Raw genomic sequence first — 20506 nt, 5'->3', positions numbered from 1 at the left:
GGCACAAAAAAAAGCCCTGATCGAAAGATCAGGGCTTTTTCATTTGCAACACCTGACTGCCTTTGTGGCGAGGGAGCTTGCTCCCGCTCGGTTGCGCAGCGACTGCAATACAGGTCAATGAGATTCCCAGGTCTGGAAAAGGGTCTGCTTCGCAGCCCAGCGGGAGCAAGCTCCCTCGCCACAAAAGCGATCTCGCCATGGTTTCGTTCCTGGAGGAAGACGATGGGCTAGAGATCCATCCCCAACTCACGCTTGACCAACCCCAGCAGCTTGTCGGTATCGATCGGCTTGAGCAAAAAGTCCACCACGCGCAGGTGCATGGCTTCGATGGCGTCCTTCACGTCAGCATCGCCCGACACGATGATGATCGGCAACTCCGCCCGCTCGGACTCGCGCACCAGGCGAACCAGTTCCAGGCCATCGACATTGCCCATGCGCAGGTCGGTGATCAACAGGCCGATCGATGGCCTGGTCTCCAGCATCTTGAGTGCCGTTTCGCCACTGGCGGCGGTCATGCAGTGAATGCCATCCAACGCCAGGATCTCCGACAGCAGCTCACGAGCGTCCTTGTCGTCATCGACGATCAAGACGCGCTGCGGCGGCAGGTCAGGTTCCAGCATGACGGCACTCAGCGCCTCGCGCTCGGCGTCACTCAAAATATCGTGGTCGGACATGGTGCTCTCTACGTTCTTTAAATCGATCCCCTGGCACAGTGGTCAGACATCGTTCTGCGTCGCTTCAATGTGCACTTCGTCGGATTTTTTTCCAAGTACATTCAACGAGGATTTTTCCGGCGCCTGGCGTAGGATTTTTCCGTAAGCCGACCCCTGCTCAGCGACCTAGACTTACGTCCAATGGGCACCCCGCGCTGAGGGGCCGACCATGGAACAGATCCGACCACAACAATTCAAAAAAAGACTGCGCAATGGTTATGAAAAAAGCGGACGCCTTCACCCAGGCAGGGAAAACCGCGGTGTTGCAGAACATCCAGGGGACGCTGCAGTTTCTCCAGCGCTTCCCCCCGTTCAACCAGATGGAAAATGCCCACCTGGCCTATCTGGTGGAGCAATGCCTGCTGCGTTTTTACGCGCCGGGCGAAACCATCATCAAACCGGCCGACGGCCCGGTGGAACACTTCTACATCGTCAAGCAAGGCCGGGTGATAGGCGAACGTCCGCATTCGGCCAAGGGTGGCACCGAAACCACCTTCGAAATCACCACCGGCGAATGCTTCCCCCTCGCCGCGCTGCTGGGCGAACGGGCCACGCGCACCGAACACCGGGCCGGCGAGGACACGTTCTGCCTGCAACTGAACAAGCAGGCCTTCATCAAGCTGTTTGCCCTGTCCGGCCCGTTTCGCGACTTCGCCCTGCGTGGGGTCAGCAGCCTGCTCGACCAAGTCAACCAACAGGTCCAGCAAAAGTCCGCACAAACCCTGGGTACCCAGTACTCCCTCAACACGCGGCTGGGTGAACTGGCGATGCGCCATCCGGTCAGTTGCAGCCCGGACACGCCGCTGCGCGAAGCCGTGAAGCTGATGCACGACCAGCAAGTGGGCAGCATCGTGGTGGTGAATGAACAGAAAGCCCCGGTGGGGATCTTCACCTTGCGCGACCTGCGGCACGTGGTGGCGGATGGGGCCGGGGATTTTTCCCAGGCCATTGTCGGACACATGACCCAGGCACCGTTTTTTCTCTCGCCGGACCACAGCGCCTTCGATGCGGCCATCGCCATGACCGAACGGCACATCGCCCATGTCTGCCTGGTCAAGGACCATCGCCTGTGTGGCGTGGTGTCGGAGCGCGATCTGTTTTCCCTGCAGCGCGTCGACCTGGTGCACCTGGCCCGGACCATTCGCAACGCGCCCAGGGTGGAAAACCTCGTGGCCCTGCGTGGCGAGATCGGCCAACTGGTGGAGCGCATGCTGGCCCACGGTGCGTCGTCGACCCAGATCACCCATATCATCACCCTGCTCAACGATCACACCGTGTGCCGCGTCATCGAACTGACCCTGGCCGAGAAAGGCGACCCGGGGGTGCCGTTCAGTTGGCTGTGTTTCGGCAGTGAAGGCCGGCGCGAGCAAACCCTGCACACCGATCAGGACAACGGCATTTTGTTCGAAGCCCGGGACGCCGCCCATGCCGCACAGATTCGTGGCTTGCTGCTGCCCATCGCCCAGCAGATCAACCAGAGCCTGGCCCTGTGCGGCTTCACGTTGTGCAAGGGCAACATCATGGCCGGCAACCCCGAGTTGTGCCTGTCCCGCGCTGAATGGGCCCGGCGCTTTTCGGCATTCATTCGCGAAGCGACTCCGGAAAACCTGCTGGGCTCGAGCATCTATTTCGACCTGCGGGTGGTCTGGGGCGATGAGCAAGGCTGCGAACAGTTGCGCCGGCAGATCCTCGATCAAGTGGCCGACAATCGTTTGTTCCAGCGCCTGATGGCCGAAAACGCCCTGCGCCACCGCCCGCCCGTGGGGCGCTTCAGGGATTTCGTACTGAGCCGCAAGAATGGCGAAAAGGCCACCCTCGACCTGAAAGTGCAAGGCCTGACGCCCTTCGTCGACGGCGCCCGCCTGCTGGCGCTGGCCAACGGCATCGAAGCCAACAATACCCTGGAGCGCTTGCGGCAATTGGTCGACAAGCAAGTGATCGAACCGCTCGATGGCGCGGCCTATGAAGAGGCCTATCACTTCATCCAGCAGACCCGCATGCAGCAGCACCAACTGCAAACCCGCGAGAACCTGCCCTACTCCAACCGCGTCGACCCCGACAGCCTCAACCATCTGGACCGGCGCATCCTGCGCGAGTCCCTGCGCCAGGCCCAACGCCTGCAAAGCAGCCTGACGCTGAGGTACCAGTTGTGAGCATTTTTTCCTGGTTGCGCCCAGCCCAGCCCATGTTGTCCGAAGACATGCAAAGGCGCCTGGAATGCCTGCCGACGGCTTCAGCCTTGGGTGAATGCGACCTGCGCGAACAACGCTGGGTCGTGCTGGACCTGGAGACCACCGGGTTGAACCTGAACAAAGACCAGGTGCTGTCCATCGGCGCGGTGGTCATCGAAGACGGCGCCATCGACTTCAGCCAACAGTTCGAACGAACCTTGCAATGCGATAAGCAGAAACTCGGGCCGAGTGTGTTGATCCATGGCCTGGCGCCCAGCGCCATTGCCGCCGGCAGCGACCCGGCCGAGGCGCTGCTGGCGTTCATGGAGTTCGTGGGCGACAGTCCGCTGCTGGCTTTTCACGCGCCGTTCGATTCCCACATGCTTGGGCGGGCCTTGAAAGACTACCTGGGCTATCGCCTGCAGCATTCGTTCCTCGACGTGGCTGACCTGGCACCGATGCTTTGCCCACAAGCCCATCTGCGCAAGTCAGGCCTGGATGAGTGGATTGACTGGTTCAAGCTGCAAGTCTTCGATCGCCACAACGCCAGTGCCGATGCCCTGGCCACGGCGGAACTGGCGCTGATCCTGTTCAGCCGCGCCCGCCAGCAACAGCTCCACAGCCCACTTGAGCTGCAACAACGCCTGAGCCAGTGGAAACGGCGGCAACAGGCGCCTTCGCTCTAAATCCCCTGCTCCAAGGGTGGTCACCTGTGGGAGCAAGGCTTGCCCGCGATGGCATCGCCGGGTTTGACAGGCAAATCGAGTCGCCTGCATCGCGGGCAAGCCTTGCTCCCACAGACCTCTTTGGCCCACAGACTTATTTGGCCCCACAAAATCGGGTCCCGACCAGCGCCAATTGCTTTCCCTCCCCACCCTCTGCCACAATCGCGAACAATTCTCGTTACTTAAAACATCGGTGATGCTTCGTGTCGTCAGTTCCTAGTGCCCGGTCTCACAGTGATTTGGTTGGTGCGTTGTACCGTGACCATCGCGCTTGGCTATTGGCATGGCTGCGACGCAACGTGGCGTGTGCGCACCGGGCCGAGGACCTGAGCCAGGACACCTTCGTGCGCTTGCTGGGTCGTGAGGAGCTGAAGGCGCCCCGCGAGCCGCGGGCGTTTCTGGTGGCCATCGCCAAGGGCCTGTTGTTCGATTATTTCCGTCGAGCGGCCCTGGAGCAGGCCTACCTCACCGAACTGATGCTGATCCCCGAGGCCGAGCAGCCCTCGGTGGAAGAACAGCAAATCATCCTCGAAGACCTCAAGGCCATTGACCGTCTGCTCGGCAAACTGTCGAGCAAGGCCCGCGCAGCCTTCCTCTATAACCGCCTCGACGGCCTCGGCCACGCCGAAATTGCCGAGCGCCTGGGGGTTTCGGTGCCACGTGTACGGCAGTATCTGGCCCAAGGCATCCGCCAGTGCTACATCGCACTTTATGGTGAACCGACATGAGCCAGGCCCATGCCAAACCGGTCTCGGCCAGCGTGCTGGATGCCGCCATTGCCTGGCAGTTGTCCCTGGACTCGAGCAGCGCCCAGGAACGTGAAGCCTTCGCCCGCTGGCATGCCGCCGACGAAGAACACGCCCGGGCCTGGCGGCAGTTGGGCATGCTTGACCAGCGCTTCAGTGTGGCCACCGGGCCGGCGCGCGCCGCGTTGCTGCAATCGCGGGTGAGCATTCGCCGCCGGATACGCAAGATCGGCAGCGGCCTGGCCAGTGTTGTCGCGGTCATCGGCCTGGCCTTGTTTGCCGGCGATCGTTACCTGCCGCTGGATTACTGGCTGGCCGATCAGCGCACCGCGACAGGCGAACAGCGCACCCTGCGCCTGGCCGATGGCATGCTGATCAACCTCAACACCCACAGTGCCCTGGATGTGCGTTTCGATGACAAGCAGCGACGCATCGTCCTGCAGGAAGGCGAGATCCTGGTGGAAACCGGTCACAACGACCCTCGCCCATTTATCGTCGAGACCCGCGAAGGCAGCCTGCGCGCCTTGGGCACACGGTTCCTGGTCAAGCGTGAAGACAAAGGCACGCGCCTGAGCGTGTTGAAATCCGCTGTGGCCGCCCATCCACAGGCCACGGACAAGGAACAGATCCTGCGCGAAGGCCAACAAGTGCTGATGCGCCGCGACGGCCTCGGCCCGACCCTTGCCTTGAAGCCCGGCGCCGATGCCTGGACCCGCGGCATGCTGGTGGTGGACAACGCGCGCCTTGAAGACCTGGTCCACGAACTGGGACGTTACCGGCGAGGCTACTTGGGGGTCGCGCCGCAAGTGGCAGACCTGCGCATCACCGGCAGTTTCCCGCTGCACGACACTGACCTGGCCTTGACCGCCCTGCTGCCGACCTTGCCGGTGCAGGTCGAGCATCACACGCGATGGTGGGTAGTGGTGGGGCCGAGCATGGCGCCGAAACCCTGATGTGAACGGCACGCCGTTGTAGGGGCTGCCGAAGGCTGCGATCTTTTGATTCTGATCTTTCGCTTGAGACTCAATGTCTGGAGAAAGATCGCAGCCTCGCTTCGCTCGGCAGCTCCTACAGAAGGGTTTTCCGCTTTATCTGAATCTAAATTATTTTCATCCAGCCCTATCACTTTTCGATTTTCATCCGGCACCCAGGCAATTGAGAAATATTTTCATTCAGGAGCCGCCGTATGTCCCGCCCGCTAGACACCCTGTTGCGCCCCAGCCTGTTGGCCATCGCCATTGCCCTCGCCACTCCCTTAGCCAGCGGCCCGTTGCTGGCCGCCGAACAGGCCTCCAGCGTGCGCACCTACAACCTGCCCGCCGCACCACTGGCCAGCACCTTGAACCAGATCGCCAGCCAGGCCGGCCTCGCCCTGAGCCTGAATCCGTCGCTGGCCTCGGGCAAGACCTCAGCCCCGGTCCAGGGCCAGTTCGACGCCACGGGCGCATTGCGCGAAGCCTTGCGCGGTACCGGCCTGCAACTGGAACAAAGCAGCGCCGGCACCTACAGCCTGGTGGCGGTGCCTGAAGGCGTCATGGCCTTGCCGGAAACCAGTGTGATCGGGTCCGGCCTCAGCGAAACCGCGTGGGGCCCGACCGAGGGCTACGTCGCCACCCGCACCGCCGCCGGAACCAAGACGGATACGCCGATTGTCGAACTGCCGCGTTCAGTCTCCGTGGTCACGCGCCAACAGATGGAAGACCGTTCGGTCCTCAACCTCAATGACGCCCTGCGCTACACCGCTGGCGTGCAGAGCAGCGGCTACGGTTCGGATTCGCGCAACGACTGGCTGCTGGTTCGCGGTTTCATACCGACCCAGTTCCTCGATGGCCTGCCGCTGCCCAAGGGCAACTACATCACGCCAAAAATCGAGCCCTGGAACCTTGAGCGCATCGCCGTGCTGCGTGGCCCGGCCTCCTCGGTCTACGGCCAGACACCACCCGGTGGCATGCTGGACATGGTCAGCCGTCGTCCACAGGCCGAAAGCAGCAATGAGGTCGAGTTGCAGGCCGGCAGCAACGAACACAAGCAGATCAACTTCGACAGCACCGGCAAAGTCGATGACGAAGGCCAGTTCCTCTATCGAGTCAGCGGTACCGTGCGCGACAGCAATGCCCAGGTCGATCACATCCCGGACAAGCGCTACAACCTCGCGCCGAGCCTGACCTGGAACATCAACGACGACACCCGCCTGACCTTCCTGTCCCAGTACACCCGCGACGACACCGGCATCACCGGGCAATTCTTGCCGCTGCAGGGCACCAAGCTGTCCTCGCCAGCGGGCAAGATTTCCCATCACAAGAACCTCGGCGACCCGGACTGGGAATTCTACGACCGTACCTACTACGCACTCGGCTATGCGTTTGAACATCGGCTGAACGACACCTGGCAGTTCCGCCAGAACCTGCGCTACACCAAGAGCGACCTGGAAACCCAAGGCATTTCCGCTGGCGGGCAATTCTGGCCAGCGGGGCCTGAGCAAGCAGTGAGCGCCGATGGCACCGTCAAGCGCAGCGCCAGCGTCATTGACGAAGACATCAGCCAGTTCGCCGTGGACAACAACTTCCAGGCCGACTTCCAGACCGGCGCCCTCAGCCACACCCTGCTGCTGGGCCTGGATCACCAGCGCTCCAACAGCAATTCGCGCTGGGATTGGGGTTCGACTGGCGTGCCGACCAGCAACATCCACAACCCGATCTACGGACAGGATTTCTCCAACGTCCAGTACTTCACCATGTACGACTACAACCAGAAAACCAATCAGACCGGCCTGTATGTCCAGGACCAGATCGCCCTGGACAACTGGCGCCTGACCCTCGGAGGTCGTGAAGACTGGATTCACACCGGCACCGTGTTCCACAACCTGAACAACGTCACCAACACCCAGCGTGACAAGAAATTCAGCGGCAACGCGGCGTTGAGCTACGTCTTCGATAACGGCGTGACGCCCTACATTTCCTTCGCCCAATCGTTCCAGGCGGCGGCAGGTTCAACCGTCAACAGCACCGAAGCGTTCAAGCCTACCGAAGGCGAACAGTACGAAGCAGGCATCAAGTACCAGCCACCCGGCACCAAGACCCTGCTGACCGCCGCGGTGTTCGACCTGACCCAGAAAAATAACTCTGTCACCGAAAACAACGTCACCCGCCAGGTGGGTGAAGTCCAGGTGCGTGGCCTGGAACTGGAAGCTTCGGGCGACGTGACCGACAACCTCAAGCTCATCGGCTCCTATACCTACAACGACAGCGAAATCACCAAGGGCACGGCGGCGGAAAAAGGCAAGCGCATGGCCCAGGTGCCGCGCAACCAGGCCACTGCCTGGGCGGATTACACCTGGCATAACGGCCCACTGGACGGCTTCGGCGTCGGCGCCGGTGTGCGTTACGTCGGCGACACCTACGGCAACACCACCAACACCGACTGGGGCCATGTCGGGTCCTACACCGTGTATGACGCCTCGGCCCATTACGACCTGGGTCGTCTGAACCAGACCCTCAAAGGGGTCACGGTGGCGGTGGATGCGAAGAACCTCTTCAACAAGGACTACCTGTCCACTTGCGACGGTTTCTACTGCTACTACGGTGACCAACGCAATGTCGTCGCCAGCGTGAATTACAAATGGTAAACGGTTAGCATTTGCAAAACCTTTTGAGGGCACCTCTAACTGAGATCCATCAGTCAGATGAAATCCCTGTGGGAGCGGGCTTGCTCGCGAAGACGGCGTAACAATCAACAATGATGTTGTCTGGCACACCGCTTTCGCGAGCAAGCCCGCTCCCACAGGTTTCTCGGCTGATATCAGGCATCGTGGCCCTCTTGCATTCGGATCGATCATGAAAAGCAAAACCATCCGCCGCTGGTCTTTCGTCCACACCTGGACCAGCCTGATCTGTACGGTGTTCCTGCTGATGCTGGCAATCACCGGGCTGCCGTTGATCTTCCACCATGAAATCGAACACCTGTTGGACGACGCCCCGCAGCTTCGGGAAATGCCGGCCGACACGCCGCCGCTGGACCTGCAACAACTGGTGGAAAAAGCCAAGGCTCACCGCCCGGGTGAAGTGGTCCAGTATTTTGGCTGGGACGATGACGAGCCCAACGGCGTCATCACCATCATGGCGCCGACGCCGGGCACCGAACCCAACTCGTCCCACACCTTCATGCTCGATGGGCGTACCGGCGAGGCCCTGGAAATGCCCTCGGCCAATGGCGGTTTCATGATGGTCATGCTGCGCCTGCACGTGGACATGTTCGCCGGGCTGCCGGGCAAGTTGTTGCTGGCGTTCATGGGCCTGCTGTTCGTGATCGCCATCGTCTCCGGGGTGGTCCTGTACCTGCCGTTCATGCGTCGCTTGAAGTTCGCCACGGTGCGCCAGGACAAATCCACGCGCCTGCGCTGGCTCGACCTGCACAACCTGATCGGCGTGGTCACGCTGGTCTGGGCACTGACCGTGGGCGTCACCGGCGTGATCGCCGCGTGCGCCGACCTGATCATCGCCGCGTGGCGCAACGACAGCCTCAGCGCCATGGTCGAACCCTACCGCAACGCCCCGCCACTGACCCAACTGGCGCCGGCCACCCGGCTACTGGACATCGCCAAGGACGTCGCTCCGGGCATGGAACCGAGTTTCATTGCCTTCCCCGGCACGTTGTTCTCCAGCGAGCACCACTACAGCGTCTTCATGAAGGGTGACACCCACCTGACCTCGCACCTGCTCACGCCCGTGCTGATCGATGCCACCACCCTGGACGTCACCGCCGTCGCCGAACGGCCGTGGTACATGGACATGATGAGCCTGTCCCTGCCGCTGCACTTCGGCGACTACGGTGGCCGGCCGATGCAGATCTTCTGGGCGACCCTCGATGTACTGACCATCATCGTCCTGGGCAGCGGCGTTTACTTGTGGTTGGTGCGGCGTAAAGCGGCCAGGCGGGCAACCGTTGGTACGGAGGTCGCCTCGTGAGGCCTCGGCAGTCGAGTTTCTGGAAGGTGTTTGGTATTCCCCTGATGATCGGTGCGCTTAGTGCGGCGGGGTTGTTCAGCGCGTTGCTCGGTGACGGAGCCTGGGATGCGGTGAGCTGGGTGGGTTTGGGGGTGCCGACGGTCCTGGGAACGTGGGGATTGATCAAGCGCGGATAACTCCAGACGGACGCTCCCACACTGGAACTCGCCAGTTGCCTTGGAACTGTCTAGGCTAAGCCCCTGGCCGTTTATCGAGGATGCCTGCATGTCCACTCCCAGCATGACGCTGTTCCACAACCCCGCTTCGCCCTTCGTTCGCAAAGTCCTGGTGCTGCTGCACGAAACCGGCCAGCAAGACCGCGTGGCGTTGCAGCTCAGCCAGCTCTCGCCGGTCAAGCCAGACCGGGCGCTCATCGATGACAACCCGTTGAGCAAGATCCCGGCCCTGCGCCTGGCCAACGGGACGGTGATCCACGACAGCCGCGTCATCCTCGACTACCTCGATCACCAGCACGTCGGCAACCCTCTGATCCCCCGGGACGGCGCGGCCCGCTGGCGGCGCCTGACCCTGGCCTCCCTGGCCGATGGAATCATGGATGCGGCTGTGATGATCCGCTACGAAACTGCGCTACGTCCTGTGGAAAAACACTGGGACCAATGGCTTGATGCGCAACGGGACAAGATTCGCCGGGCCCTGGGCATGCTCGAAGCCGAAGCGATTGCCGAACTGACCTGCCATTTCGACGTAGCCTCCATCAGCGTGGCCTGCGCCCTGGGCTACCTGGACCTGCGCCATCCGGACCTGGAATGGCGCAAGGCCAACCCGCAATTGGCAGCGTGGTTTGCCGAAGTGAGCTTGCGGCCGTCGATGCTCGAGACAGTGCCCAGGGTCTAGCTTTGCGTTAGCTGTACCGGCCTCATCGCGGGCAAGCCTTGCTCCCACATGGACCACCGCTCGACCTGTGGGAGCAGGTTGGCTCCCACATGGACCCGCTCGACCTGTGGGAGCAAGGCTTGCCCGCGATGGCAGCGCACCGGATCCAAAGGAAACAACCCGGCAATCTGCATCACCAACACCTCCCGCACCCGCTGATCCTCCCGCAACCCCAACGACCGGCTCATTTCACCTCTCCCAGCTCAAAGCTCATCGCCACCGCCGGCTTCGCCCCAACCCCATACCAGTCCAACTTGCGGGTCAGCACCATGAACACGCCCAGCAGGCCGAACAGCAACAGCGAGCCCATCAACAGCGCGTAGTCCTCGGCGCTCAACAGGCCGTAGAGCAAACCGTACAAGCCCGCCAGCCCTGCCGAGAATCCCAGGCCATGGCTGACGCTGCGCAGCACATGGCAGACATAGAAGCCGATCAGCAAGACACAGGCGCTGGCCGACACCAGGTACGCCAGGGTGAAGCCGATGTGCTCCGACAGCGACAACAGCAGCAGATAAAAGAACGCCAGCGCCACACCCACCAGGGCGTACTGGACCGGATGCACCGCCAGGCTCTTGAGCACTTCGAAGAGGAAGAAGCCGGCGAAGGTCAGGGCGACAAACAGCAGCGCATATTTGATCGCCCGGTCGCTCTTGAGGTACTGGTCCACCGGGTCGATGAAGCTCACGCCGAAGGCCCGGCTGCGGAACGCGTCACAACCATCGCTCGGTTCGCAGGCTTGTAGTGTTTCCAGCAGGTTGGTGGAAAAAAACGACGTCTGCCAGTCGGCACTGAAACCCTGTTCATTGATCTCACGCTGGCTGGGCAGGTAGTTGCCGATGAAGCTGGGGTGTGGCCAGTCGGCCGACAGGTGCACCTTGGTGGATTTGCCCACTGGCAGAATCTGGAACTCGCCAGTGCCTTGCAGGCGCAGGTCGAAACCGAAGGTCAGCTCAGGGCTGCCCTGGGCGGTGATCATCGGCAGCGGCACATGCACACCCTGCCCCAGCCAACCGAGCCGCGAGCCTGGCAGGAAGTCGACGGTCTGCTGGTTCAGCGTCAGGGTCAGCGCATTCTCGATGCCGCGAATATCGCTGATACCGACGCTCAGGTACGGTTCATCGAAGCGATAGTCGGCAAAGTCCTTGGCGGCGACACCGTAGCGCTCAGGCACCTTGAAGCGGCCATCGATCCGGTTATCGGCATGGAACAACCGCGCTTCGTAGATGCCCCGGGCACGGGTTTCGGTGCGGACCTGGCCGTCGAGTTCGAATTGCTCCGGCAAAAAATACAACTCGCCGGTTCGCTCGACGGTTTCCAGGAAACGCACACCGGTCTTCTCGTTGGTGTTCCAGACCTTCACGCTCTTGCGAAACGGCACCACGATCATCGGCCCGATCAGTTGCTGGCTGTAGCTGGAGCTGCGGGCGATGTCCTGCAGCACACCGTCGCGCAACTCCTGGCGCTCATCGATGAGGCCGTTGATCATCAACAGCGGGATCATCAGCAAGAGAATCAAGAGGGCGATCATGCCCAGTTTTATGGCGAGGCTGCGGTTCATGTGGGGCTCTCCCTGTTCGAATGCGGGAGAGTCTGGAATGGCTGTGTGAGGGATTTATGGGGAGAATATGGAGATTGTGTGGAGACTGGAATCCGCCTGATCAATGAAACCTGTGGCGAGGGAGCTCGCTCCCGTTGCGCCCTGTAGGAGCTGGCGAAGCCTGCGATCTTTTGATCTTTTGATCTTTTGATCTTTTGATCTTTTGATCTTTCGCTTGAGATTCAAGTGTCTGGGGAAAGATCGCAGCCTCGTTGCACTCGACAGCTCCTACGCAGCTCCTACGCAGTTCCTACGCAGCTCTTGCACAGTTTCTACAGGCGCAACCCAGCGGGAGCAAGCGCCTTCGCCACAATAGGGTTCCAGACCGAGTAACGGGGTGTTCAGGGCAACCGCAGAACCACTTCCACCCCGCCCTCGACATTGCCAATACTGAACTGCCCTCCATGCAACTGCACCACCTCCTCCACGAAGTTGAGCCCCAGGCCGGTGCTCTTGCGGCCGCTGTCCGGGCGCGGCAGAGAATAGAAACGCTCGCTCAAGCGCGGCAGCGCGTAGTCGGGGATCGGCGCGGCCTGATTGAACAGGCGGATCTCGACACGCTTCCCACGGCGCTCAGCGCTGACCCGTAGCAGGCCGTTGACGGGGGTAAAGTCCAGGGCGTTTTCCAGCAGATTGCCCAAGGCCTGGCGCAACAGGAACGGCTCTCCGGTCAACGTCAGGTCAGCAGCGATGCGCTGTTCGATCCTCAATTGCCGACTTTCAATCCAGCCGCCGCGGGCCTCCAGCAGCTCGTCCATCAACGCCGCCAGCGGCACCGCGACTTCTTCCTCCAGTCCCTGGCGCTGCTCGATCTGGGCCAGGTTGAGCAAGCGTTCGATCAACTGCTGCATGCGCGCACTTTCGTTGTCGATGTTGCTGACAAAGCGCTGATGCTGGGCGGCGGGCATGTCGCTTTGCAGCAGTTCGGCGGCGCCGCGAATCGCCGCCAGCGGGCTCTTGAGTTCGTGGGTCAACGTGTGCACGTAACGCTCGACGTAAGCCTTGCCTTCCAACTGAGTGCGCATGTGTTCCACCGCGCCCGCCAGTTGCTCGAACTCGCCGCCGCGATAATGCGGCACCTCCACCCGCCGCCCCTGGCTGACCGCCTGGGCATAGGCCGTCAACCGGCGCAATGCCGCGCTCAGCCACCACGACAGCAAGCCCCCCAGCAACAGGCCCAGGCCGATCAACCCGGCGCCATAGGCCAACAGCCGCCGCTCGGTGCGATCGACATAAGGCTGCAATGAACTGTTGGGCTTGGCGACGGTGACGACCCCGATGATGTGGCCGTTGTCGCGGATCGGCGCGCCGACGTGCATCACCGAAGACGTCGGATCATCCGGATCGCTGCGGCTCGAACGGGCGCCGTAGTGGCCGCGCAAGGTCAGGTAGACGTCGTTCCAGCGCGAATAATCCTGCCCCACCGCCACACCACTGGAATCGAGCACCACGATGCCATTGGCATCGGTGACGTAAATGCGGTGGCTGACCTGGTTTTTCGGCAAGCCCCAGATCGTCGCCGCCGGCTGACGCTCGCCATAGGCCTTGAGCAGCTGCGGCCAGCGATTCTGATTGAGGGTGCCGGCCTTGAAATCGTCCCGCAGGATCTCGGCCATCAGGTTGGCCGTGTCCACCAGGGTTTCTTCGGTGGACTGACGCACGCCGGGGCGGATCTCCTCCATGACCGTGTTGAGCACGAAATAGCCGGTCAAGGCGATAAACAGCACATACACCAGGAAAATCCGGATCCCCAGCGACATCAGCTGTGCCCCGGGCTGTAGCTATAGCCCAGGCCCCGATGCGTCTGGATCGGCTCGGCCTCGGCCCGAACCAGGCGCAGCTTGGCGCGCACGCTCTTGATGTGGCTGTCGATGCTGCGCTCGTAGCCGGCATCGCTGGGCACCCCCAGGGCATCGAGCAACTGTTCGCGGCTGAAGACCCGTTCGGGTTGCTCCAGCAGGCAATTGAGCAGGCGGAATTCGTGGCGGGTGAGGTTCAGCGGTTTGCCGCGATAGTTGATCTGCACACGCTCGGCATCGACCTGAAACAGCGCCATGCCCGGCTCCACCAACGGCCTCGGTGCCACGCGCTTGAGAATCGCCCGGACCCTGGCCGCCACCTCGCGGGGGCTGAAGGGTTTGACCACGTAATCGTCGGCACCGATCTCCAGGCCCACCACCCGGTCTATCTCGCCATCCCGTGCTGTCAGAAAGATGACCGGAACGTCGCTGAAACGTCTGAGATTTTTACATGTCTCGAATCCGCTAATATCCGGCAGCCCCACATCGAGGATGATCAGGTCCGCCGGGGTGCTTTTCTGGTGCTCGAGGGCCGCCGCGCCAAGGCTCAGCCACGTGGTGTCGAAACCCTCCCCTTGCAGGGCAAACACCAGCGTATCGGCGATGGCGGCTTCGTCTTCGACAATCAGGATATGAGGCATGGCTTGCGAGCCTGGCAGTAAAGTTGCCGGAACGGTGCCGCAAGCCTTGGGGTGAGTCAATCAGGGAAATCAGCAGTCAGGCTTATCCGCCGTAAACCGCCGCGCCGGGTTCACTGCCGCGCCGAATTCACGTAACGCCTTGGCGCCAATCAGCAGCGGGTAATTGAAACTGCTGCGGTCCGTCAGGTTGACCTCGACCGTGCGCTTGACGTTACCCAGGCACAACTCCAGATCGACCACCGGGCGCTTGGTGGGCGCGATCTTTTCATCGTCGTCTTCATCCTCCTCGGAGCGGGTCTTGATCTTGCTGATGCGCGCAATCTTGTGTTCGTAGACCTTGTTGCTCGCATCCTTGGTCGCCAGACGGAAGCGCACCCAATCATCGCCGTCGCGGGTGAAGGTTTCGATGTCCTTGGCTGACAGCGAGGCGGTCAAGGCACCGGTGTCCATCTTGGCCTTGAGCACCTCACCGCCGATTTCCGGCAGCGCGATGTATTCGTAGCGCCCGTACAGGGTCGGCTCGGCGGCCAACACTGGAAGGGCCACCAGGGAAAGCAGGGCGAGAAAGGATTTCATGCAATAGGGCTTCCTGTGTGGGTGGTTTTTTAGACCGTGGCTGATGAATTCGTTCGGTTGAACACACCTGTGGCCTGCTCGGACCTGTAGGAGCTGTCGCGTGACACGAGGCTGCGATCTTTCCCCAGCCACTTGAGTCTCAAGCGAAAGATCAAAAGATCGTCCGAACGCGGCCCGAGCCTTCGCCAGCTCCTACAGAGCCCAGCGGGAGCAAACTGTGGCCCACAAAAACCGACCCAGTTTAGCCAGGCCAAAGTGAAACTTTCGTTCCAGCCGATTTGGCCTGCTGCCCGAAGCTTGCTTATCATGGCCCGCCCATCTGTTTGCAAGAGTCATCTATGCGCCGCCTGCTCACCGGCTGTTTCGTCACGCTGCTGTTGTTGCTCAATACCCTGGTGCTGTTCGGACCGTTGATGGTGTTCGCGGTACTCAAACTGGTCCTGCCCGGGCGTTTTCGCGACTACGCCTCATGGGCGGTGATGTGGATCGCCGAAACCTGGGCCGAGATCGACAAGCTGATCTTTGCCCTGTGCATCCCCACGCGCTGGGACATCCGTGGCGGCGCCGACCTGCGCGGCGACACGTCTTATCTGGTAATCAGCAATCACCAATCCTGGGTAGACATCCCCGCCCTCATCCAGACCCTCAACCGGCGCACACCGTTCTTCAAATTCTTCCTCAAGAAAGAGCTGATCTGGGTGCCGTTCCTGGGCTTGGCCTGGTGGGCACTGGACTACCCGTTCATGAAGCGCTACACCAAGGCTTTCCTGGCAAAGAACCCGGAACTGGCCGGCAAGGACCTGGAAATCACCAAGGCCGCCTGCGAGCTGTTCAAGCGCCAACCGGTCACCGTGGTCAACTACCTCGAAGGCACCCGCTTCACCGCCACCAAAAGCCAACAACAGCAATCGCCCTTCACCCACCTGCTCAAGCCCAAGGCCGGCGGCGTGGCGTTCGTGCTGGCGGCCATGGGCGAACAGCTGGACGCGGTGCTGGACGTGACGGTGGTGTACCCGCAGGCACGCATTCCCGGTTTTTGGGATTTGATCAGCGGCGCGGTGCCCAGGGTCATCATCGACATCCAGACCCGCGAACTGGACCCGGCACTGTGGCAGGGCGACTACGAAAACGACCCGGTGTTCCGCCAGTACGTGCAGGACTGGGTCAACCGGCTCTGGACTGAAAAGGATCGGCGCATCGCGGCTTTACGCAACAAGGGGAGCTGATCAGGCTCCGGCTCCCCAAATACCCCCCAGGTTCTGCAGCAACGAACCCGCCACCCCCTGTTGGCCGAGGTACTGCAAGATGATCGGGGCAAACTGGCCGATCATGCCGCTGTCCATGCCCAACGCACTGAAGGCATTGTTCAGGTCATCGGTGTCCTTGACGTTACCCAGCAACCCGTCGAGCAGTGCGTTTTTGTCCGACCCGCCCCCGAGCAAACCGCCCAGGCCATTGAGCCCGCCGATGGCGCTGTTCCCGGCGATCTGATCCAGGCCCGGCACACTTTTGCTCAACTCGGAGAACTGCGGCTCGCTGAGTCGGTTCTTCGCCAGCCCCAGCATCGCACCGGCACCGCCGATGGCCTGTTCCGGCGTGATCTTGAGTTCCGATCCCAGCGTGTTGAGCAACCCGGCGGCTTTCGGCGCGGCGGCCACAACGCCCTCGCCCTGCTCGCCTTGGTTGCCCTGCATGGCCGACACCACATTGGCCGCATCATTGAGGCTGAACTGCGCGAAGGCTGGGCTGGCAGCCAGCGTCAACAGGCAAGACAGAGCAAAACCGCGTGAAACCTTCATCCTGGAGATCCTCTTGAGCATGAAAAAGCCGCCCATGAAGAGCGGCGTGAAGCGTGCGTTGGACTGGCGTGGACGGAGATTGTTCCTACATGTATTACATAAATGGCCGATAGCCATTACAGAAAAATCTTTCAAGGCCGTCAGAAACATCCGATTCAAGGAAAACTGCACTTTTTTATATAGCTAAAAGTTACCAAATATCCATATACAGTTCTGAATTGACATAAATAACTGTCAACATTGACAGTGGCCCGCCCGACCAAAGTCATGAAATCGTCGAACTGAGCCTTGGAGGTTGGTAAATGAAAAAAATACTGGCTGGAGGCGCGGCATTATTTTTGCTGCTCATTGGCCACGCCCATGCCGGTGAAATAACGTGCCCTGCCGTCACTGACATCCATAGAAACATTGAATCGGTGGAAGATGTTTTCTTCGTCGATGTACAGGACGGTCACGAATGGGAAAGCGAAAGCCTGGTGGACGTGGTCAACCCGACCTCGTTGCGATTCGAAGGTGCCGAGTACGTTATCCATGAGGCCGACGAGGACCAACAGGCAGCCACAACGGCGACCATCACGTGCCGGTACGGGGATATCAATCTGAATCTGGAGTATCAGCAGATCCTGGAACCGGCATTTTCAGGATGGGCGAATAGTCGCTGTGACAGCCCGGACATCAGAATGTGCAGGTTAATGGACAGCGACTACTTCAACCTGACTTTCTGATCGGCAATGGCAACCGCGTCACTGTTCCTGCACAACGTCTCAAGGCGTCCTGCCATCACCTGCTCCGTTACCGTACAGTGCGGCCTCCTCGCCGACGATGATCAGCCTGGCGTTCAGCTTCCTGGCCCTGACCTGGGCACAAAATGATTGCCGCGACCCGAACACCCAGGGTGTTCTGCCCGCAGTTCTGCGAGCGGGTCAGGATGGCAGTCGCTCGCGATTAACCGTAGCGAGCGTGGGTTCTGCAGGAACTGGCGAAGCCTGCGATCTGTTGACCTTTCGCTTGCATGACAGCTGCGCCAGTCATCCAACTATCAACGCAAAATCCGTTATTTCTTCTCGGTATTGCCTACTGTCAACTCTGACAGTAGGCAACTGGATATGGCGATTCTAATCTCCAGCCGAGACAGCGAAAAACAAGGCTCTGGGCAAACTACAGTCCCTGTGCCTTTCTTCATTCGGGCAAGCAGGACAATAAAAATGAACGACCGAATCAAAGGAACCGTTAAATGGTTTAACGATGCAAAAGGCTATGGTTTCATCACCTGCGGCAACGACGGCGAGGAACTGTTCGTTCATTATTCGGCGATAGCAGGTGAAGGTTATAAAACGTTAAAACAGAAGCAAATGGTCTCCTTCGAAATCGAGAAGGGGGATAAAGGCATGCAAGCCACGAGGGTGACGCCGGAATAACGTTCGGTCCGAGCTACCACGATCAGCGTGTGGCGCAACAACAGGGCCAGGGCAACGTTTTCGAAACATAAAAAAGGGCGACATCACTGTCGCCCTTCTCCCGTCTTGCTTCCAACCTTACGCCGCACTAAACAACTTATGCGGATCGATCACAAACTTCTTCGGCACGCCCGCATCGAACTCGCCATAGCCCTTCGGCGCGTCATCCAGGCTGATCACCTGCACGCCTACGATTTCAGCAATGTTGATACGGTCCCACATGATCGCCTGCATCAACTGGCGGTTGTACTTCATCACCGGGGTCTGGCCGGTGTGGAAGCTGTGGGATTTAGCCCAGCCCAAGCCGAAGCGAATGCTCAGGCTGCCCATTTTCGCCGCGGCATCGACAGCGCCCGGGTCTTCGGTGACGTAGAGGCCAGGGATGCCGATTTTGCCGGCCACGCGCACCACGCCCATCAACGAGTTGAGCACGGTGGCCGGGGCTTCGTGCTTGACGCCGTCATGACCGTGGCCGCGAGCTTCGAAGCCTACCGCATCGACGGCGCAATCGACTTCAGGCTCGCCCAGCAAGGCGGCGATCTGTTCGTGCAATGGGGTGTCCTGGGACAGGTCGGCGATTTCAAAACCCTGGGCCTTGGCATGGGCCAGGCGAACCGGGTTGACGTCGCCAATGATCACCACCGCCGCGCCCAGCAGGCGGGCGGAAGCAGCGGCCGCCAGGCCAACCGGGCCGGCACCGGCGATGTAGACGGTGCTGCCAGGACCAACGCCGGCGGTGACGGCGCCATGGTAGCCGGTCGGCAGGATGTCGGACAGGCAGGTCAGGTCGCGGATTTTCTCCATGGCCTTGTCGCGGTCCGGCAGTTTCAACAGGTTGAAGTCGGCGTACGGCACCAGTACGTATTCGGCCTGGCCGCCGGTCCAGTCACCCATGTCCACATAACCGTAGGCACCGCCGGCACGGGCCGGGTTGACGGTCAGGCACACGCCAGTGTGTTGCTCCTTGCAGGAACGGCAGCGCCCGCAAGCCACGTTGAACGGCACCGACACCAGATCACCGATTTTCAGGTTCTCGACGTCGCTGCCCTTTTCGATCACTTCACCGGTGATTTCGTGACCCAGGACCAGGCCGGTCTGGGCAGTGGTACGGCCGCGCACCATGTGCTGGTCGGAGCCGCAGATGTTGGTGGAGACCACGCGCAGGATGACACCGTGCTCAATCTTCCTGCCGCGCGGGTCCTGCATTTTTGGATAGTCGATTTTCTGTACTTCGACCTTGCCGTTGCCGAGATACACGACACCACGATTACCAGACATGCTTTCACCTCGCTGTTGTTTTTGTGGAACTGCGTTGCCCAGGCAGGCAGCGCGTTGATTGCTCGGGTTACAGATGCTGTTTTTTGCGTTGTTAGTAATGGCCTCTTCGCGAGCAAGCCCGCTCCCACATTCGAGTGCATTCCAAAGGTGGAACGCGCTCGAATGTGGGAGCGGGCTTGCTCGCGAAGGCGTCCATCACAGCACCACAGTACGATTGGCGTTCAAGAACACTCTTCGCTCGATGTGATACCCCACCGCCCGGGCCAGCGTCAGCCCTTCGATGTCCCGGCCCTTGGCGATCAGGTCTTCGGGATAGTGGCTGTGGTCCACCACTTCCACGCCCTGGGCGATGATCGGGCCTTCGTCCAGGTCGTTGTTGATGTAGTGCGCCGTGGCACCCACCAGTTTCACGCCTTTGTTGTAGGCCTGGTGGTACGGCTTGGCGCCCTTGAAGCCCGGCAGCAGCGAGTGGTGGATGTTGATCGCCTTGCCGTCGAGCTTGCGGCACAACTCCGGCGACAGCACTTGCATGTAGCGCGCAAGGATCACCAACTCGGCGCCGGTGTCTTCGATCACCTGCCACACCTGCCGCTCCTGGGAAGGCTTGTCGTTCGGGTCCAGGGGGAAGTGGTAGTAGGGAATCTGGTGCCAGTCGGCCAGCGGCTTGAGGTCCGGGTGGTTGGACACCACGGCCACCACGTCCATGGACAACTGGCCGATGCGCTGGCGGTAGAGCAAGTCGTTGAGGCAGTGATCGGCCTTGGAGACCATGATCACCACTTTGGGCCGGTAGTTGGGCGGCGTCAGTTCGAAAATCATGCCGAAGGCTTCGGCACGCTCGGCCAGGCCGGTGCGGAAATTCTGCTCGTCAAAACCTTCCGGTTGGCGAAACTCCACGCGAATGAAGAAGCGTCCGGAGAGGCGGTCGTCGAAGGAGTGGTGCTCGGTGACGTAGCAGCCCTGCTCGAACAGAAAGCGGGTCACCGCGTCCACCGTGCCGAGCACGCTGGGGCAGTCGGCAGTCAAGATCCATGTGTCTGGGGCGCGGCTCATTGCGGTGACTCCTGTTTGTTATGGATAACCCCCCCGCCGGACACAGAACCTGTG

General features: G+C 60.9%; 20 protein-coding genes. 11 read left to right on the top strand and 9 right to left on the bottom strand.

Annotated features, from left to right (window positions below):
* Nucleotides 1-227 precede the first annotated feature (227 nt).
* A complete protein-coding gene (locus AC09SL_RS20945) occupies nt 228-674 on the bottom strand; it encodes a response regulator (protein WP_058543402.1) in 447 nt (148 codons plus the stop codon).
* A gap of 257 nt (nt 675-931) precedes the next feature.
* On the opposite strand from AC09SL_RS20945, the gene AC09SL_RS20940 reads away from it, so the two are divergent.
* The 8 genes from AC09SL_RS20940 to AC09SL_RS20905 all read left to right on the top strand — a co-directional run bounded on the left by AC09SL_RS20940 (nt 932) and on the right by AC09SL_RS20905 (nt 10213).
* Nucleotides 932-2866, top strand: a complete 1935-nt coding sequence (locus AC09SL_RS20940) for a putative nucleotidyltransferase substrate binding domain-containing protein (RefSeq protein WP_302850196.1) — start codon at nt 932-934, stop codon at nt 2864-2866.
* Nucleotides 2863-3570, top strand: coding sequence for a 3'-5' exonuclease (locus tag AC09SL_RS20935; RefSeq protein WP_058543400.1), 708 nt, complete (start codon nt 2863-2865; stop codon nt 3568-3570). Before AC09SL_RS20940 ends, AC09SL_RS20935 begins: the two co-directional genes overlap by 4 nt.
* A gap of 242 nt (nt 3571-3812) precedes the next feature.
* The gene (locus tag AC09SL_RS20930) at nt 3813-4337 is read left to right on the top strand and encodes an RNA polymerase sigma factor (protein WP_058543399.1); all 525 of its coding nucleotides are present in this window, start codon (nt 3813-3815) and stop codon (nt 4335-4337) included.
* Nucleotides 4334-5308, top strand: a complete 975-nt coding sequence (locus tag AC09SL_RS20925) for a FecR domain-containing protein (RefSeq protein ID WP_058543398.1) — start codon at nt 4334-4336, stop codon at nt 5306-5308. The genes AC09SL_RS20930 and AC09SL_RS20925 overlap by 4 nt, the downstream gene beginning before the upstream one ends.
* A 233-nt stretch (nt 5309-5541) precedes the next feature.
* Complete coding sequence (locus AC09SL_RS20920) at nt 5542-7980, top strand: TonB-dependent siderophore receptor (RefSeq protein ID WP_058543397.1); 2439 nt, start codon at nt 5542-5544, stop codon at nt 7978-7980.
* A 208-nt stretch (nt 7981-8188) separates the two neighbouring features.
* Nucleotides 8189-9319 carry a PepSY-associated TM helix domain-containing protein gene (locus AC09SL_RS20915; RefSeq protein WP_058543396.1) on the top strand — a complete coding sequence of 377 codons (1131 nt, stop codon included), beginning with the start codon at nt 8189-8191 and terminating at the stop codon, nt 9317-9319.
* Entirely contained in the window at nt 9316-9495 is a 180-nt protein-coding gene (locus AC09SL_RS20910) for a hypothetical protein (protein ID WP_058543395.1), read from the top strand. The genes AC09SL_RS20915 and AC09SL_RS20910 overlap by 4 nt, the downstream gene beginning before the upstream one ends.
* Before the next feature lie 88 nt (nt 9496-9583).
* Nucleotides 9584-10213, top strand: coding sequence for a glutathione S-transferase (locus AC09SL_RS20905; protein WP_058543394.1), 630 nt, complete (start codon nt 9584-9586; stop codon nt 10211-10213).
* On the opposite strand, the gene AC09SL_RS20900 is transcribed toward AC09SL_RS20905, so the two are convergent.
* The 5 genes from AC09SL_RS20900 to rloA2 all read right to left on the bottom strand — a co-directional run bounded on the left by AC09SL_RS20900 (nt 10210) and on the right by rloA2 (nt 14865).
* Nucleotides 10210-10440, bottom strand: coding sequence for a hypothetical protein (locus tag AC09SL_RS20900; RefSeq protein ID WP_058543393.1), 231 nt, complete (start codon nt 10438-10440; stop codon nt 10210-10212). The two genes, AC09SL_RS20905 and AC09SL_RS20900, sit on opposite strands and share 4 nt — an antisense overlap.
* A complete protein-coding gene (gene creD, locus AC09SL_RS20895) occupies nt 10437-11810 on the bottom strand; it encodes a cell envelope integrity protein CreD (protein WP_058543392.1) in 1374 nt (457 codons plus the stop codon). Before creD ends, AC09SL_RS20900 begins: the two co-directional genes overlap by 4 nt.
* Nucleotides 11811-12190: 380 nt before the next feature.
* Nucleotides 12191-13609, bottom strand: coding sequence for a two-component system sensor histidine kinase CreC (creC, locus tag AC09SL_RS20890; RefSeq protein ID WP_058543391.1), 1419 nt, complete (start codon nt 13607-13609; stop codon nt 12191-12193).
* Nucleotides 13609-14289, bottom strand: a complete 681-nt coding sequence (creB, locus tag AC09SL_RS20885; protein WP_058543390.1) for a two-component system response regulator CreB — start codon at nt 14287-14289, stop codon at nt 13609-13611. Before creB ends, creC begins: the two co-directional genes overlap by 1 nt.
* A gap of 69 nt (nt 14290-14358) precedes the next feature.
* A complete protein-coding gene (gene rloA2 / locus AC09SL_RS20880) occupies nt 14359-14865 on the bottom strand; it encodes a retropepsin-like aspartic peptidase RloA2 (RefSeq protein ID WP_058543389.1) in 507 nt (168 codons plus the stop codon).
* Between the two features lie 338 nt (nt 14866-15203).
* Between rloA2 and AC09SL_RS20875 the strand changes: the two genes are divergently transcribed.
* The gene (locus tag AC09SL_RS20875; RefSeq protein WP_058543388.1) at nt 15204-16091 is read left to right on the top strand and encodes an acyltransferase; all 888 of its coding nucleotides are present in this window, start codon (nt 15204-15206) and stop codon (nt 16089-16091) included.
* Here the strand turns inward: AC09SL_RS20875 and AC09SL_RS20870 are convergent, their stop codons facing one another.
* Complete coding sequence (locus AC09SL_RS20870; protein WP_058543387.1) at nt 16092-16664, bottom strand: DUF2780 domain-containing protein; 573 nt, start codon at nt 16662-16664, stop codon at nt 16092-16094.
* Nucleotides 16665-16966: 302 nt separating this feature from the next.
* Between AC09SL_RS20870 and AC09SL_RS20865 the strand changes: the two genes are divergently transcribed.
* Together AC09SL_RS20865 and AC09SL_RS20860 are read left to right on the top strand one after the other, a co-directional pair.
* Nucleotides 16967-17389, top strand: a complete 423-nt coding sequence (locus tag AC09SL_RS20865; RefSeq protein WP_058543386.1) for a DUF3757 domain-containing protein — start codon at nt 16967-16969, stop codon at nt 17387-17389.
* Between the two features lie 480 nt (nt 17390-17869).
* The gene (locus AC09SL_RS20860; protein ID WP_058543385.1) at nt 17870-18082 is read left to right on the top strand and encodes a cold-shock protein; all 213 of its coding nucleotides are present in this window, start codon (nt 17870-17872) and stop codon (nt 18080-18082) included.
* 117 nt (nt 18083-18199) lie between these two features.
* Here AC09SL_RS20860 and fdhA read toward each other — a convergent pair whose 3' ends face one another.
* Together fdhA and purU are read right to left on the bottom strand one after the other, a co-directional pair.
* On the bottom strand, nt 18200-19399 hold the full coding sequence (fdhA, locus tag AC09SL_RS20855; RefSeq protein WP_003206297.1) for a formaldehyde dehydrogenase, glutathione-independent: 1200 nt from the start codon (nt 19397-19399) through the stop codon (nt 18200-18202).
* A 195-nt stretch (nt 19400-19594) separates the two neighbouring features.
* Nucleotides 19595-20452: a formyltetrahydrofolate deformylase gene (purU, locus tag AC09SL_RS20850; protein ID WP_058543384.1), complete on the bottom strand. Its 858-nt coding sequence runs from the start codon at nt 20450-20452 to the stop codon at nt 19595-19597.
* Nucleotides 20453-20506: the final 54 nt, after the last annotated feature.

It is taken from the genome of Pseudomonas sp. PF05, from assembly GCF_056521845.1.
The sequence above is the reverse complement of the archived record's forward strand: the minus strand, read 5'-3'. Positions and strand labels throughout refer to the sequence as shown.